Source organism: Janibacter cremeus (assembly GCF_029395675.1).
In the GTDB taxonomy this organism is placed as follows: domain Bacteria; phylum Actinomycetota; class Actinomycetes; order Actinomycetales; family Dermatophilaceae; genus Janibacter; species Janibacter cremeus_A.
Genome location: NZ_CP115184.1, coordinates 81,332 through 94,533, shown reverse-complemented (window position 1 = coordinate 94,533; position 13,202 = coordinate 81,332). Strand labels below are relative to the sequence as shown.

Here is a 13,202-nt window from a genome sequence, read left to right as displayed (position 1 = left end):
TGAATCGATTCTACCGAAATTCTGGGTGGCGCGTGGCGGGGTCTCGCGCTGGGAGCCAAGGACGAATTCTGAACATTTATACCAAGGAGCTTGCGTGAGTGCACATTGTCACACCCATCGTGAGGTCTGGATTGTGGAAGCCCACGGTAGAGCGTTCGGTTCTTTTCGCAAAACCTACGTCACCCAACTTCTCGAGCGTGGAAACCCGGTGGTTGGCGTATCACCTATGGCCGCGAACGCATGGGACCATGACGCCCCTACAGGATTGAGTCAGCGGCATTTTCAGTTGAATCGAGGTGGAGCCAATCCGGTTAGCGAGCTGGTCAGTGTTTGGTCTCTGCGCCGAGCCCTCAAGGCCCGCCGTGGTGCGATCTTGGTCGCCTTTGGCGTTAAGCCCGTTCTTTATGCTAGTTTCGCCGCCGGAGGGCGCCGTTGGTCCCGCCGGGTCGCCGTTATAACGGGGTTGGGGGTTGGGTTCTCTGGAGATATGCGGCCGCGATTCTCCATACTACGGCGGATTCAACTGCTTCTATATAAGATTACCTTGCCAAGTTACGACCATACGGTTTTTCAAAACTCGGATGATTTGGAGCTCTTCAGCAGGCTTGGTATTTTGCGTGCAGGCCGAGAAGCGAGTGTGGTTCATGGATCCGGCGTCGATACTCGGTCGCACTTTACCCCCCTCCCCTACCCTGAGGGCAAAGTTTCGTTTTTGTTCGTAGGGAGATTTCTGCGCAGCAAAGGCTTGTCCGAGCTTATTGAGGCAAGCTCTTTCCTCACCAGGCAGGGCTTTGATTTCTCAGTAGAGTTGGTCGGGTGGCACGATGGAGAGAATCCCGATGGCTTTGAGGAATCGCAAGTCGCGCGGATTATCGCAGACAGTGGGGCACCGATCTCGATAACGGGTCCCCTCGCAGATGTCCGAGAGGCTCTCGCCAGGTCACTTGTTTTCGTTCTACCTTCGTATCGAGAAGGTACTTCGCGAAGTACTATCGAAGCCATGGCCTCAGGGAGAGCAGTTATCACAACCACTGCGCCGGGCTGCCGCGAGACGATCGAAGACGGCCAAGAGGGTTTGTTGGTCGAGCCGCGGAACGTCGAATCGTTAGCTCAAGCGATGCGTCATTATATTCTGAACCCGCATTTAGCCCATGAGCATGGCCGTGCTGCTCGCGCGCGAGCGGTTTCCAATTTTGATGCAGCGAAAATCGCGGATGTTTGGGTCGCGCAAACATTGGCTATTGAGTAACCCGGTAGTTCCGACGTCCCCCAGTGCGCACAGGACTCGACCGAAACGATCCCGCCCATCCCAGGATTCCTCTAATGTGTCACCTGGCTCAGGCCGCCCTCTGGACCCCGCCCCATGCTCGCAACGAGTCCCAGTTAGATTTGGGCTAATGGGCCGCGTCAGCACCAGTGAAGCGCCCTTGGGTTTGATGCCCGCTCCTGTTTGAGTCCAGGAGGAAAGAGCACAAGCCGAAGAAGATTGATCCCGAACTGCGCGTTCGAGCAGTCAGGTTGATGCAGGAGCACCAGCAGGAGTATTCCTCGGTGACCGAGGCGATGATGGTCGCGGTCTCGAAGCAGTAGGGCGTCTCGCAGGAGCGATGTCGTCTTCCCCGCGGCAGCGCTTAAAGCACCTACCTCTCCTTAAGATGTACTCGGCCTGAGATGCCCATTTTCTCCGCGATCGCGGCCTGCGACCAGCCCTGGCTGACGGCACTGGATCATCACTTGAGTCCCGCATAGTGGTGTAGCGCAGTCGTCGACATCGTCCCGGTAGTGGACATGGGTGCGGCCACCGCGTGATCCTTCGAGTGAACACTGACCGCCTGAACCGTGAGCGAGAACACGCAGGCGCTACACCACTACCTGGGGCTTGGTCGGAGGGACTGCTGCACGAACAGGTGACATCTGATCTGTGGCGCTGAGGAGCGTCGCTGGAAGGATGTACATCGTGCCCAAGCCTTATCCGAAAGAGTTCCGCGAGGACGTGGTGAACGTCGCCCGTAACCGCGAGCAGGGACAGACCATCAAGCAGATCGCGGCGGACTTCGGGATCGCGGAGTCCTGCCTGCGTAACTGGATGCACCAGGCCGACGTCGAGGACGGTGGCAAGTCCGGTACCACCGAGAAGGAATCGCGTGAGAACCGGGAGCTGAAGAAGCGCGTGCGGTTGCTCGAGCAGGAGAACGAGGTCCTGCGCCGCGCAGCGGCCTACCTGTCGCAGGCGAACCTGCCGGGAAAATGTTGTACCCGCTCGTTCGTGAGCTGGCCGTCGACGGGATCCCCGTGACGGTGACGTGCCGGGTGCTCAAGATCGCTCGACAGCCTTACTACCGGTGGCTAGCACGTCCGGTCACCGTCGCCGAGCTCGCAGCCGCCTACCGCGCCAACGCGCTGTTCGACGCGCACAAGGACGACCCCGAGTTCGGGTACCGGTTCCTCCTGGACGAGGCGCGCCAAGCCGGTGAAGCGATGGCGGAGCGCACCGCGTGGCGCATCTGCTCGGACCTGGGCTGGTGGAGCGAGTTCGACAAGCCCAGGCGCGGCAAGGCCAAGAAGCCCGGTCCACCGGTCCACGACGACCTGTGCGCGATCGTCGACGACAAGGGCAGGGTCCATCACCAGTTCACCGCACATGCCCCTAACAAGCTGTGGCTGACCGACATCACCGAGCACCGCACCGATGAGGGCAAGCTCTACCTGTGCGCGATCAAGGACGTCTACTCCAACCGGATCGTCGGGTACTCCATCGACTCACGGATGAAGTCCCGGCTCGCGGTCGCTGCGCTGGACAACGCCGTCGCCAGGCGCGGTGACGTCGCCGGCTGCGTAGTCCACAGCGACCGCGGCAGTCAGTTCCGATCGAGGAAATTCGTCCATGCCCTCAACCGACACGCCATGGTCGGATCGATGGGCCGCGTCGGCGCTGCCGGCGACAACGCCGCCATGGAGTCCTTCTTCGCGCTGCTGCAGAAGAACGTCCTGGACCGCCGCTCGTGGACCACCCGCGAGGAACTGCGCATCGCGATCGTGACCTGGATCGAGCGGACCTACCACCGCCGCCGTCGCCAAGCCGCACTCGGTCGATTGACCCCCATCGAGTACGAGACCATCATGACCACACCCACCAGTCAGGCAGCCTGACCCAACCTGTCACCTGTTCGTGCAGCAGTCCCGGACCATCAGCAGCCGACATTGCGTTCCAACGTGCGTGAGCGTGAGCCACGGGGAGCCTTCGGAGTGGATTGACCTAGACAAGCCGCACCTAACCGGAGGTTCTAGCAATCTCGTCAACCCCTCACCGATGCGCCAACCTCTGGGTCCGTACACCTAGGATCGTTCCGCCATCCATCGCCATGTCGATTCCAGACCGACTTCGATGTCCGTTGGGAATATTTCTGGGAACAAGGCAGTGAGCGTGTCGTTCTGTGCCTGTGAATGCGGAACATCGCCTGCCCTGGGCTCTCGGTGTCGGACATCAGGTTCTACGCCGCTTATCTGGGTCAGATGCTCGATGAGGTTCATGAGGGTCGTGTTCGTGCCGAAGGCGAGGTTGACGGGCTCCACGTGTGTGAGCCGGCGCTCCACTGCTTGCAGGAGCGCATCACAGACGGTCTCAACGTAGGTAAAGTCGCGCGAGTGCTGCCCATCGCCATTAATCCAAACCGGCTCACCCTTGAGCATTGCATCGATCCAAGTAGGAATCACCGCGGCATATGCGTGACCAGCACGCTGCCCGGGTCCGTACACGTTAAAGAATCGGAATGCGATTGAGTCGAACCCATAAGCCTGCTGGAAGGCCAGGGTGTACTGCTCTGCGGCTAGCTTACTAACCGCGTAGGGGCTCATGGGTCGAACCCATTCACGTTCATGTTTTGGAAGGGCCGGGTTCATTCCATAAACTGAACTCGAGGAAGCTGAAAGTACGTGGGTGACGTTGGCCTTCCGGGCCTCATCGAGGATGGTGAGAGTTCCCGTCGCATTTGCGTGATGGCTAGCGATAGGGTCTTTTATGCTGCGAGGCACGCTGCCGAGAGCGCCGAGATGGATTATACTATCTACATTTGCTACCGCGCGTGCAGCCGCTTGTGGGTCTTGCACTTTACCAAGATGGAAATCAATGTCGCAGTCTACCAGATTGTCCGCGTAGCCCGTAGACAAGTCATCGATTATCCGGATGTCGTGACCGCGCGTAAGCGCAAGTTTTGCAAGGTTCGAGCCGATAAATCCGGCGCCGCCTGTTATGAGAATGCGCAATGCTACTCCTTCGTTTATAGACGCAAGTCCGACTCGGTCGGCTCGAGAATCGACTTGAGGTCGTGGAGTACGTGGGATCTTGGCCGTCCGAACGCGCGGATTCCTTCGGCACCGAGCGTCTGAAACTCCCGATGGGCCACTGCCAAGACGATTCCGCTATACGCTCCCAGGGTTGGGGCAGCGGTTAATTTGATACCAAACTCATCGATAGCTTGCTCTGGATCAGCGTACGGATCATGGACATCCACTGAAATACCGTAATTTTCGAGGCGCTCGACGATGTCGATTACACGCGTATTTCGCAGGTCCGGCGTGTTCTCCTTAAATGTCAGCCCTAGCACGAGCACCTTCGCGTCCCGCACGTCCACACGCTTGCGGATCATCGCCGCAAGCAGTTGGTCCGCTACGTGTTGCCCCATCGAGTCGTTGAGACGCCGACCGGCGAGAATGACTTCAGGGTTGTAACCGATCGACTGCGCCTTGTGCGTAAGGTAGTACGGATCCACGCCAATGCAGTGGCCACCGACGAGGCCGGGGCGAAAGGGAAGGAAGTTCCACTTCGTCCCAGCCGCTTCGAGGACGTCTAAGGTGTCGATGTTGAGACGGTTGAAGATGAGCGACAACTCGTTTATCAGGGCAATGTTAAGGTCTCGTTGAGTATTCTCGATGACCTTCGCTGCTTCGGCTACCTTGATTGACGACGCTAAGTGGGTGCCTGCGGTCACAACGCTCCCATACAACTCGTCCACGAATTGAGCGGCCTTCGGCGTGGAGCCCGATGTAACCTTTGTGATCGTCTCGAACCGATGTTCCTTGTCGCCGGGATTGATTCGCTCGGGACTGTATCCAACGAAGAACTCGTCGTTATAACGCAATCCGCTAATTTCTTCAAGGAGTGGGACGCAGTCTTCTTCGGTCGCACCGGGGTAGACGGTCGACTCATAGATCACGACGTCGCCCGGACGCAGTACGCCAGCCACAGTTCGGGTGGCCGCGAGGAGCGGAGTGAGGTCTGGCTGCCTGTGTTCGTCTATCGGGGTCGGGGTTGTAACGACGTACGTATTCACGGCTTCGAGCGTAGATGGGTCGGCGCTAAGGACAAGTTGTGTCGCCTCATTCAGTTCATCACTCGATACTTCGAGAGTCCGGTCGACGCCTTGGGAAAGTTCGTGAATACGATTCCCATTAATGTCAAAGCCGACTACTGGGTAATGCTTTGCGAAGGACACTGCAAGCGGTAGGCCCACGTAGCCAAGTCCGATGACACCAAGATAGATATTGGTGGGCAGGGCGGTCATCGTTGTATCTCCTAAGTCTGCCAGGGCGGGGGTAACCGCGCACGGACGATCATCCCGCCCCGACACTTGATTCCTTGAGCTTCCATTTTCGACCATGGCTTATGGTTGCGCCTTGAGGGCAGCAGCGGAGGAGAATCCTTGGGTTGCCATTGCCATTGCCACTGCCATAGAGCCTACGTGGTATCGTTTTGGCTCTTCTCGTCGACTGCGCGGCCACCCCCAGCCCGTCAAGGAGCAAGAGGATGCGACTACGGACGGTCACGACGTCGAGTGAAGGTCTGGGGGCGTCGGGTTGCGCCGGCGTCAGTTAGTTGATCATTCCTGCGCCGACGGTAACGCCCGTCGCCTCGTCAATGAGGATGAACGACCCAGTTGTGCGGTTCTGCTCGTAGGGGTCGACCAGCAACGGCTGCGCCGAGCGCAGCTTCACCCGACCGATCTCGTTGAGCATGAGCTCACCAGCATCGGGGTCGCGGTGGAGCGAGTTGACGTCGAGGCGATACTGCACCTCCTTGATCACCGCGCGCGCCGTCTTCGTCGTGTGCTTGATCGCCAGCTTCTGCTTGGGCCGCATCGGGCTGGGCGACATCCAGCAGACCATGGCGTCGATGTCCTGGATCGGCTCGGGCTGGTTGTTGACCCGCGCGATCATGTCACCGCGGCTCACGTCGACGTCGTCCTTCAGGCGCACGGTCACCGACATCGGGGGGTACGCCTCGTCGAGCGACTCCTCATGCAGGTCAATGCCGTCGATGGTGCTGGTCATCCCGCTGGGCAGCACCACGACCTCGTCACCGGGCTTGAGGACCCCGCCGGCCACCTGACCGGCATACCCGCGGTAGTCGTGGTACTTGTCGGACTTCGGACGGATGACGTACTGCACGGGGAAGCGCACGTCCCGCAGGTCCCGGTCTGAGGCGATGTGGACGTTCTCCAGGTGGTGCAGCAGGCTCGTGCCTTGGTACCACGGCATGTTCTCGCTGCGGTTGACGACGTTGTCGCCCTGCAGGGCCGAGATCGGGATGACGGCCAGGTCCGGGATGTTCAGCTTGCCGGCGAAGGCGGTGAACTCCGTGTAGATCTTGTTGTAGACCTCTTCGGAGTAGTCGACCAGGTCCATCTTGTTCACCGCGAGCACCAGGTGCGGCACCCGCAGCAGCGACAGCAGCACCGCGTGACGACGCGACTGCTCCGTCAACCCATGCCGTGCGTCGACGAGGACCAGACCGAGGTCGGAGGTCGAGGCGCCCGTGACCATGTTGCGGGTGTACTGCACGTGCCCCGGGGTGTCGGCGATGATGAACTTGCGCTTCGGGGTCGCGAAGTAGCGGTAGGCGACATCGATGGTGATGCCCTGCTCCCGCTCCGAGCGCAGCCCGTCGGTCAGCAACGCAAGGTCTGTGTAGTCGAAGCCCTTGTCCTTGCTGGTCTTCTCCACGGACTCCATCTGGTCCTCGAAGATCGCCTTGCTGTCCAGCAGCAGTCGCCCGATCAGGGTCGACTTGCCGTCGTCCACCGACCCGGCCGTCGCGAAGCGCAGCATGTCCATACGGTCGTCAATCATCAGAAATACCCCAGCTTCTTGCGGTCTTCCATCGCGGCCTCGGAGAACTTGTCATCACCACGGGTGGCGCCGCGCTCGGTCACGCGCGAGGCAGCCACCTCCTCGATGACCTTCTCCACGGTGTCTGCCTCCGACTCCAGGCAGCCGGTCAGAGTCAGGTCGCCGACGGTGCGGAAGCGCACGGTGCGCTCGGTGACGGTCTCCCCCTCGCGGCAGGGGTTGTACTCGCTCTCGGTGAAGAGCATCCCGCCCCGCTCGAAGACCTTGCGCTGGTGCGCGTAGTAGATCGAGGGGATGTCGATGTCCTCTCGGGCGATGTAGTGCCAGATGTCCAGCTCGGTCCAGTTGCTCAGCGGGAAGACACGCATGTGCTCGCCCTCGTGCAGCTGACCGTTGTACAGCGACCACAGTTCCGGACGCTGGTTCTTCGGGTCCCACTGGCCGAAGTCGTCACGGTGGGAGAAGACCCGCTCCTTGGCCCGTGCCTTCTCCTCGTCCCGACGGCCGCCGCCGAAGGCGGCGGTGTATCCCTCGGACTCGATGGCGTGCAGCAGCGTGCCGATCTGCAGGCGGTTGCGGGGGGTCTTGCCGTCGTCGACGACGATCCCGTCGGCGATGGCCTGCTCCACGGATGCCTCGTGCAGGCGCACCCCGAGCCGCTCCACCCAGCGGTCGCGCGTGGCGAGCACCTCGGGGAAGTCGTAGCCAGTGGCCACCTGCAGGACGGGGAAGGGCACCCGCGCGGGGTAGAACGCCTTCTCCGCCAGGCGGAGCATGACGATGGAGTCCTTGCCGCCGGAGAACATCAGCACCGGCTTCTCGAACTCGGCCGCGACCTCGCGGAAGATGTGGATGGACTCGGCCTCGAGCTGGTCCAGATGACTCAGCCGGTAGTCGGCATGCGTGGACATCGTCTCTCTCACGGCAGGGGACACGGATCGCGCCAACCATACCCGTCGCGACATGCTCAAGAGCGATGGCCCGCGACATGTCATCTCCCAGCGAGTCACTTGGACATGGTGGGGTGTCGACCTGTCACAATCCATGGCGTGACCGGACCAGCCCGCGCCCAGCAGTACTGTCCCCCCTTCGACCAGCTCGACGCCCTCGAGCGGCTCAGGGTCGGCGCCTCCGCCCCGCAGGGGCCCACGCTCACCATCGACGAGGACGTGCGCCGAGCGGCGCAGCGCGACGGGCTGGAGGTCGTCGACCCCGAGGGTGTCCCGATCGCGCGGTTCCCTGCCGAGCAGATCGGGAGTGACGGGCCGACCGGGACGCCGGAGTGGCTGGGCAATGGCTCCCCCCGACCATACGAGCGTCTCTACCTCTCCCCCGCCCAGGTGCGCGCGACTGTCGACAAGGAGACGCTGACGATCGTCGTCGACCGCCGGCTGAACCGGAACGACATCACCGAGATCCGCAACGTCAGCACCGGCCGGCCCGTCCTGCTGCTCGTCCTGTGCGGCCCGACGATGTCGCCCTACACCCGCGGGGTCAATCTCCTGCGGCGCAGCCTCGAGGTCGCCAAGGGCCTGACGGGGGCTCGTGTCATCGCCGTCCCGCTCGACCCGAGGATCGCGGCCACGGACCCCGAGCTGCAGGACGAGGTGGTCTCCGCTTACGCCCCCGGCCCCGTCGCCTGGCTCGGCACCCACACCACCCGGCTGCCCGGCACGCACACGGTGGACCGTACCGGCGAATCGGGTGGTCTCGTCGTCTTCTTCACCGGGCTGTCCGGCTCGGGCAAGTCGACCGTCGCTCGGGCGGTGCGCGAGTCGATCCTCGAGGAGGACGGCCGGCCAGTCTCGATCCTCGACGGGGACGTCGTGCGTCGGCACCTGTCGGCCGGGCTGACCTTCTCCCCCGAGGACCGCGAGACCAACATCCGCCGCATCGGCTGGGTCGCCGCCGAGATCGCCTACCACGGCGGCGCGGCAATCTGCTCCCCCATCGCCCCCTACGACTCCACCCGCAAGGCCGTGCGGGCGATGGCCACCGACCGCGGCGGCGACTTCGTCCTCATCCACGTCAGCACCCCGGTCGAGGAGTGCGCCCGGCGTGACCGCAAGGGCCTGTACGCCAAGGCCCAGGCCGGCGAGCTCAAGGACTTCACCGGCGTGAGCGCCCCCTACGAGGCGCCCACCGACGCCGACCTCGACCTCGACACCTCGTCGATCAGCATCGACGAGGCCCGCGACCAGGTGCTCGACCTGCTGCGTGAGCGCGGCCACCTCGCCGACCCGACCCAGCCCGAGTGGACCATCTGATGGGGGACATCGCCTCCCTGCTGTTCGTCGCCTTCACCGTCGGCATCGTCATCGGCCTGACCGGCATGGGCGGTGGCGCCCTGATGACCCCGGCGCTAATTTTCCTGGGTATCCCGCCGACCACGGCCGTGGCCAACGACCTCGTCGCTGCTGCCGTCAACAAGTCCGTCGGTGCCGCGGCCCACCTCAAGCACGGCTCGCCGGACGTGAAACTCGCCGGACTGCTCATCCTGGGGTCTGTCCCGACCGCGGCGGCCGGCGGGTGGCTCATCAATCAGGTCGGCTCGCCCGAGGAGCAGCAGTCCTTCGTGAAGATGGCCATCGGTGTCGCGCTGCTCCTGGCGGCGGGGACCTATGTCCTGCGGACACTGCTCAACATGCGCCACAACATCCAGATCGCCAGCGAGGGAGGCACCCCCTACACCGACGACAACCCCACGCTTCGCGTCGTCCCCACGATTATCGTCGGCGCCCTGGGCGGCCTCCTCGTCGGCCTGACCAGTGTCGGGTCCGGCTCCCTGATCATGGTCGCCCTGCTCATGCTCTACCCCAGACTGGCTCCCAACCGGCTGGTTGGCACCGATCTCGTGCAGGCCATCCCCCTCGTCATCGCCGCAGCCATCGGTCACGTCATCTACGAGGGTGTCGACTGGTCCATCCTGCTCCCCCTGATCATCGGCGGCGCCCCCGGCACCTACCTCGGCGCCCGACTGGCCTCCTGGGTCCAGCAGAACGTCGTGCGGCGCGGTATCGCGATCGTGCTGTCGCTGACCGGCCTGGGCATGCTCGGCCTGCCCCCGGTGTGGGTCGGGATCGCGGGAGCGACACTGCTCGTCCTCGGGCCCATCGCGTGGGGGGCGGTGCGCAGGGCGCACGGACTTCCCCCCTTCCCCAGCACCCGCGAAGAAGGCCTGCAGGCCGCCGCCGAACGCTTGAGACAACGACAAGGAAGCAACCATGACTAACGACCACACTCTCGCCGCCGAGCTGGCCACGGCTGCCGGCGAGCTGCTCCTGCGCACCCGCGAGGAGCACGCCGGCATCGACCCGAAGGAGCTGAAGGACCTCGGCGACCGGGTCTCCCACGACTTCCTCATGGCCGAGCTGGCCACGGCCCGCCCCGACGACGCCGTGCTGTCCGAGGAGGGCGCCGACGACCACGCCCGCCTGTCCGCGCAGCGAGTGTGGATCGTCGACCCGCTCGACGGCACGCGCGAGTTCAGCGAGGCCGAGCGGGACGACTGGGCGGTGCACGTGGCCCTGTGGCAGGGCGGCGAGCTCGTCGCCGGGGCCGTGGGCCGCCCGGCCCGTGGCGTGACCTACTCGAGCGCCGAGAGCGAGCCGGCGAAGGGAGCGGCGGGCAACCCCCTTCGCCTCGCCGTCAGCCGCAGCCGGCCGCCGGAGTTCGTCACCCGACTGGCCGACCACCTCGGTGCCGACCTCGTCGAGATGGGCTCGGCCGGAGTGAAGGCCATGTCCGTCCTCGACGGCATCGCCGATGCGTACGTGCACGCCGGGGGCCAGTACGAGTGGGACTCCGCGGCGCCCGTCGCCGTGGCCCGCGCCCACGGTCTCCACACGAGCCGCATCGACGGCTCGGAGCTGCTCTACAACAACGAGAACCCCTACCTGCCCGACCTCGTGGTCTGCCGACCGGAGGTCGCCGACGCCGTCCTGGAGGGGATCCGCGCGGTCGAGGACTGAGCGCGGCGCGGGCGGCGTCCTTCGCCCGGTGTCGTCACACAGAGCGACCCCGCCACCAGGGCGGGGCCGCTCTGCCTCGGGGGCTCGGCCTCAGCTGTCGATCCGCTGCTGCTCGCTGCTGGAGGCAGACACCTCCATGGGCTCGGCCCCCTTGCTCTCGACGGAGATCTGACGGGGCATCGCACGCGAATTCAGCGGCAGGGTCACCGTCAGCACCCCGTTGTCGTAGCTCGCCTTGACCTGGTCGGGGTCGATGTCGTCCCCGAAGGTGATCTGGCGGCGGTAGCTGCCCGAGAACCGCTCACTGGTCAGCCACTGCACGCGCTCCTCCGGCGGCGCCGTGCGGTGGGCGGTCAGTGTCAGCACACCACGGCCCATGTTGACGTCGATGCTGCCCGGGTCCATGCCCGGCAGGTCCGCGTGGACCACGTACTGGTCCTCCATGCGGTAGACGTCGACCGGCATGAACTGCGGCGATCGCGGTGTCGAGCGCCCACCCAGCAACCCCTGGGCCAAGGCATCCAGCTCGTTGAATCCATCAGTGCGCATCATCAAAGGTCACCTCCAACAATGTGGGCCACCCACCGCCCCCGCGGGGGTGGCGCTTCCCTGTACCGACAGCAAAAATTTAGCACTCTCGCCTTGAGAGTGCCAAGTGGTTTGTGAGGGGTTTTTGAGGTGGTTTTGGGGGGTGCTGGGCGACACGCCCCGGCCCCAAGACGACCCCCCTCCGCCCTGAATCGAAGGGGGGCCTCCTTGGGGCCGGGGTGTGGTTGCGTGGGTGGTTTCGAGGCTCGCTCGCTGCGCGAAGGTTTCGAGGCTCGCCCGCCAGGGCGGACTCACACCTCAACCACCGCTCGCGCCTCAACCACCGTGTGGGTCAGTTGGCGTGGGCGGCCACGGCGGCGGCGACGGCCTCGGCGACGCCCTCCTGGAAGACCGGCGGGATGATCAGGTCAGCCGTGGGCTCCTCGACGAGGTCGGCGATGGCGCGCGCGGCGGCGAGCTTCATCTCCTCGCTGATCTGCACCCCACCGGCGTCGAGGGCCCCGCGGAAGATGCCGGGGAAGGCGAGCACGTTGTTGATCTGGTTCGGGAAGTCACTGCGACCCGTGGCCACGATCGAGGCGTACTTGTGCGCGATGTCCGGGTGGACCTCCGGCGTGGGGTTGGCCAGCGCGAAGATCATCGGCCCCTCGGCCATCGACGCGATCTGCTCCTCGGGGACGGTGCCCCCGGAGACGCCGATGTAGACGTCGGCGCCCTTGAGCGCGTCGGCCATCGTGCCGGTCTTGCCGGAGATGTTCGTCGTCGCGGCGAGCATCTCCTTGTGGGTGACCAGGTCGTGGCGGTGCTTGCCGATGATCCCGCGGGAGTCGCACACGACGATGTCGGTGACGCCGGCCAGCTGCAGCAGCTGGGTCACCGCGACACCCGCCGCGCCGGCACCACCGACGACCACCTTCAGCGAGCCGATGGTGCGCTCGACGACGCGGCAGGCGTTGATCAGGCCGGCGAGCACGACGATCGCGGTGCCGTGCTGGTCGTCGTGGAAGACGGGGATGTCCAGCCGCTCGCGCAGCCGTCGCTCGAGGTCGAAGCAGCGCGGCGCGGAGATGTCCTCGAGGTTGATGCCACCGAAGCTGGGCGCCATGCGGGCGATGGTGTTGACGAGCTCCTCGACCGATCCGGACTCCAGACACACCGGGATGGCGTCGACGCCGGCGAAGTGCTTGAAGAGGACGGCCTTGCCCTCCATCACCGGCATCGCCGCGAGCGGACCGATGTCGCCCAGGCCCAGCACCGCGGTGCCGTCGGTGATGACCGCGACGGTGTTGTTGCGGGCGGTGAAGCGGCGCGAGAGGGAGGGGTCCTCCTCGATCGCCAGGCAGACATCGGCCACACCGGGCGTGTAGAGGAGGGAGAGGTCCTCCTGCCCCTCCAGCGGCTTCGTCGCCCGTACCTCGACCTTGCCGCCCTCGTGGGCGACGAACTGCGGGGCAGTGAGGTCGTAGGTGGTGGTGGGCTCGGACGCAGACACGGCAGACAAACCTCGGAGAAATCGAAAGAATCAAGAAACGCCCCGGGGCGACCGGGTGTGGTCAC

At 64.2% G+C, this 13,202-nt stretch carries 11 protein-coding genes; 5 read left to right on the top strand and 6 right to left on the bottom strand.

Features of this window, described 5'->3' with window-relative positions:
* The first annotated feature begins 226 nt into the window (after positions 1-226).
* Both O9K63_RS16830 and O9K63_RS00430 read left to right on the top strand, forming a co-directional pair.
* On the top strand, positions 227-1,249 hold the full coding sequence (locus tag O9K63_RS16830; RefSeq protein ID WP_431190397.1) for a glycosyltransferase family 4 protein: 1,023 nt from the start codon (positions 227-229) through the stop codon (positions 1,247-1,249).
* A gap of 708 nt (positions 1,250-1,957) precedes the next feature.
* Positions 1,958-3,150 (top strand): IS3 family transposase gene (locus O9K63_RS00430; protein WP_277242346.1). Its coding sequence is split into 2 segments (ribosomal slippage): positions 1,958-2,242 and positions 2,245-3,150, totalling 1,191 coding nucleotides; the frame shifts between segments, so codons are not numbered across the junction.
* A 186-nt stretch (positions 3,151-3,336) separates the two neighbouring features.
* Here the strand turns inward: O9K63_RS00430 and O9K63_RS00425 are convergent.
* The 4 genes from O9K63_RS00425 to cysD form a co-directional block, all read right to left on the bottom strand.
* Positions 3,337-4,263: an NAD-dependent epimerase/dehydratase family protein gene (locus O9K63_RS00425; RefSeq protein ID WP_277239765.1), complete on the bottom strand. Its 927-nt coding sequence runs from the start codon at positions 4,261-4,263 to the stop codon at positions 3,337-3,339.
* A gap of 14 nt (positions 4,264-4,277) precedes the next feature.
* A complete protein-coding gene (locus O9K63_RS00420; RefSeq protein WP_277239763.1) occupies positions 4,278-5,561 on the bottom strand; it encodes a nucleotide sugar dehydrogenase in 1,284 nt (427 codons plus the stop codon).
* Between the two features lie 307 nt (positions 5,562-5,868).
* Positions 5,869-7,110, bottom strand: a complete 1,242-nt coding sequence (locus O9K63_RS00415) for a sulfate adenylyltransferase subunit 1 (protein WP_277242345.1) — start codon at positions 7,108-7,110, stop codon at positions 5,869-5,871.
* Positions 7,111-7,124: 14 nt separating this feature from the next.
* On the bottom strand, positions 7,125-8,036 hold the full coding sequence (cysD, locus tag O9K63_RS00410; RefSeq protein ID WP_277239761.1) for a sulfate adenylyltransferase subunit CysD: 912 nt from the start codon (positions 8,034-8,036) through the stop codon (positions 7,125-7,127).
* Between the two features lie 138 nt (positions 8,037-8,174).
* On the opposite strand from cysD, the gene cysC reads away from it, so the two are divergent.
* From cysC to O9K63_RS00395, 3 genes are read left to right on the top strand one after another with little or no spacing between them, the layout of a single operon-like run.
* On the top strand, positions 8,175-9,392 hold the full coding sequence (cysC, locus tag O9K63_RS00405) for an adenylyl-sulfate kinase (RefSeq protein WP_277239759.1): 1,218 nt from the start codon (positions 8,175-8,177) through the stop codon (positions 9,390-9,392).
* Complete coding sequence (locus O9K63_RS00400; RefSeq protein ID WP_277239757.1) at positions 9,380-10,357, top strand: sulfite exporter TauE/SafE family protein; 978 nt, start codon at positions 9,380-9,382, stop codon at positions 10,355-10,357. Before cysC ends, O9K63_RS00400 begins: the two co-directional genes overlap by 13 nt.
* Positions 10,350-11,096: a 3'(2'),5'-bisphosphate nucleotidase CysQ gene (locus tag O9K63_RS00395; protein WP_277239755.1), complete on the top strand. Its 747-nt coding sequence runs from the start codon at positions 10,350-10,352 to the stop codon at positions 11,094-11,096. The genes O9K63_RS00400 and O9K63_RS00395 overlap by 8 nt, the downstream gene beginning before the upstream one ends.
* A gap of 90 nt (positions 11,097-11,186) precedes the next feature.
* On the opposite strand, the gene O9K63_RS00390 is transcribed toward O9K63_RS00395, so the two are convergent.
* Together O9K63_RS00390 and O9K63_RS00385 are read right to left on the bottom strand one after the other, a co-directional pair.
* Entirely contained in the window at positions 11,187-11,648 is a 462-nt protein-coding gene (locus tag O9K63_RS00390; RefSeq protein WP_277239753.1) for an Hsp20/alpha crystallin family protein, read from the bottom strand.
* A gap of 328 nt (positions 11,649-11,976) precedes the next feature.
* Complete coding sequence (locus O9K63_RS00385; RefSeq protein WP_277239751.1) at positions 11,977-13,137, bottom strand: NAD(P)-dependent malic enzyme; 1,161 nt, start codon at positions 13,135-13,137, stop codon at positions 11,977-11,979.
* Positions 13,138-13,202 lie beyond the last annotated feature (65 nt).

What these genes read in the sequence shown, in the direction of transcription:
- O9K63_RS00415 (WP_277242345.1), bottom strand. Translation starts at nt 7,110, where the DNA reads ATGGACATGCTGCGCTTCGCGACGGCCGGGTCGGTGGACGACGGCAAG.
- O9K63_RS00395 (WP_277239755.1), top strand. Translation starts at nt 10,350, where the DNA reads ATGACTAACGACCACACTCTCGCCGCCGAGCTGGCCACGGCTGCCGGC.
- cysD (WP_277239761.1), bottom strand. Translation starts at nt 8,036, where the DNA reads ATGTCCACGCATGCCGACTACCGGCTGAGTCATCTGGACCAGCTCGAG.
- O9K63_RS00390 (WP_277239753.1), bottom strand. Translation starts at nt 11,648, where the DNA reads ATGATGCGCACTGATGGATTCAACGAGCTGGATGCCTTGGCCCAGGGG.
- O9K63_RS16830 (WP_431190397.1), top strand. Translation starts at nt 227, where the DNA reads ATGGCCGCGAACGCATGGGACCATGACGCCCCTACAGGATTGAGTCAG.
- O9K63_RS00420 (WP_277239763.1), bottom strand. Translation starts at nt 5,561, where the DNA reads ATGACCGCCCTGCCCACCAATATCTATCTTGGTGTCATCGGACTTGGC.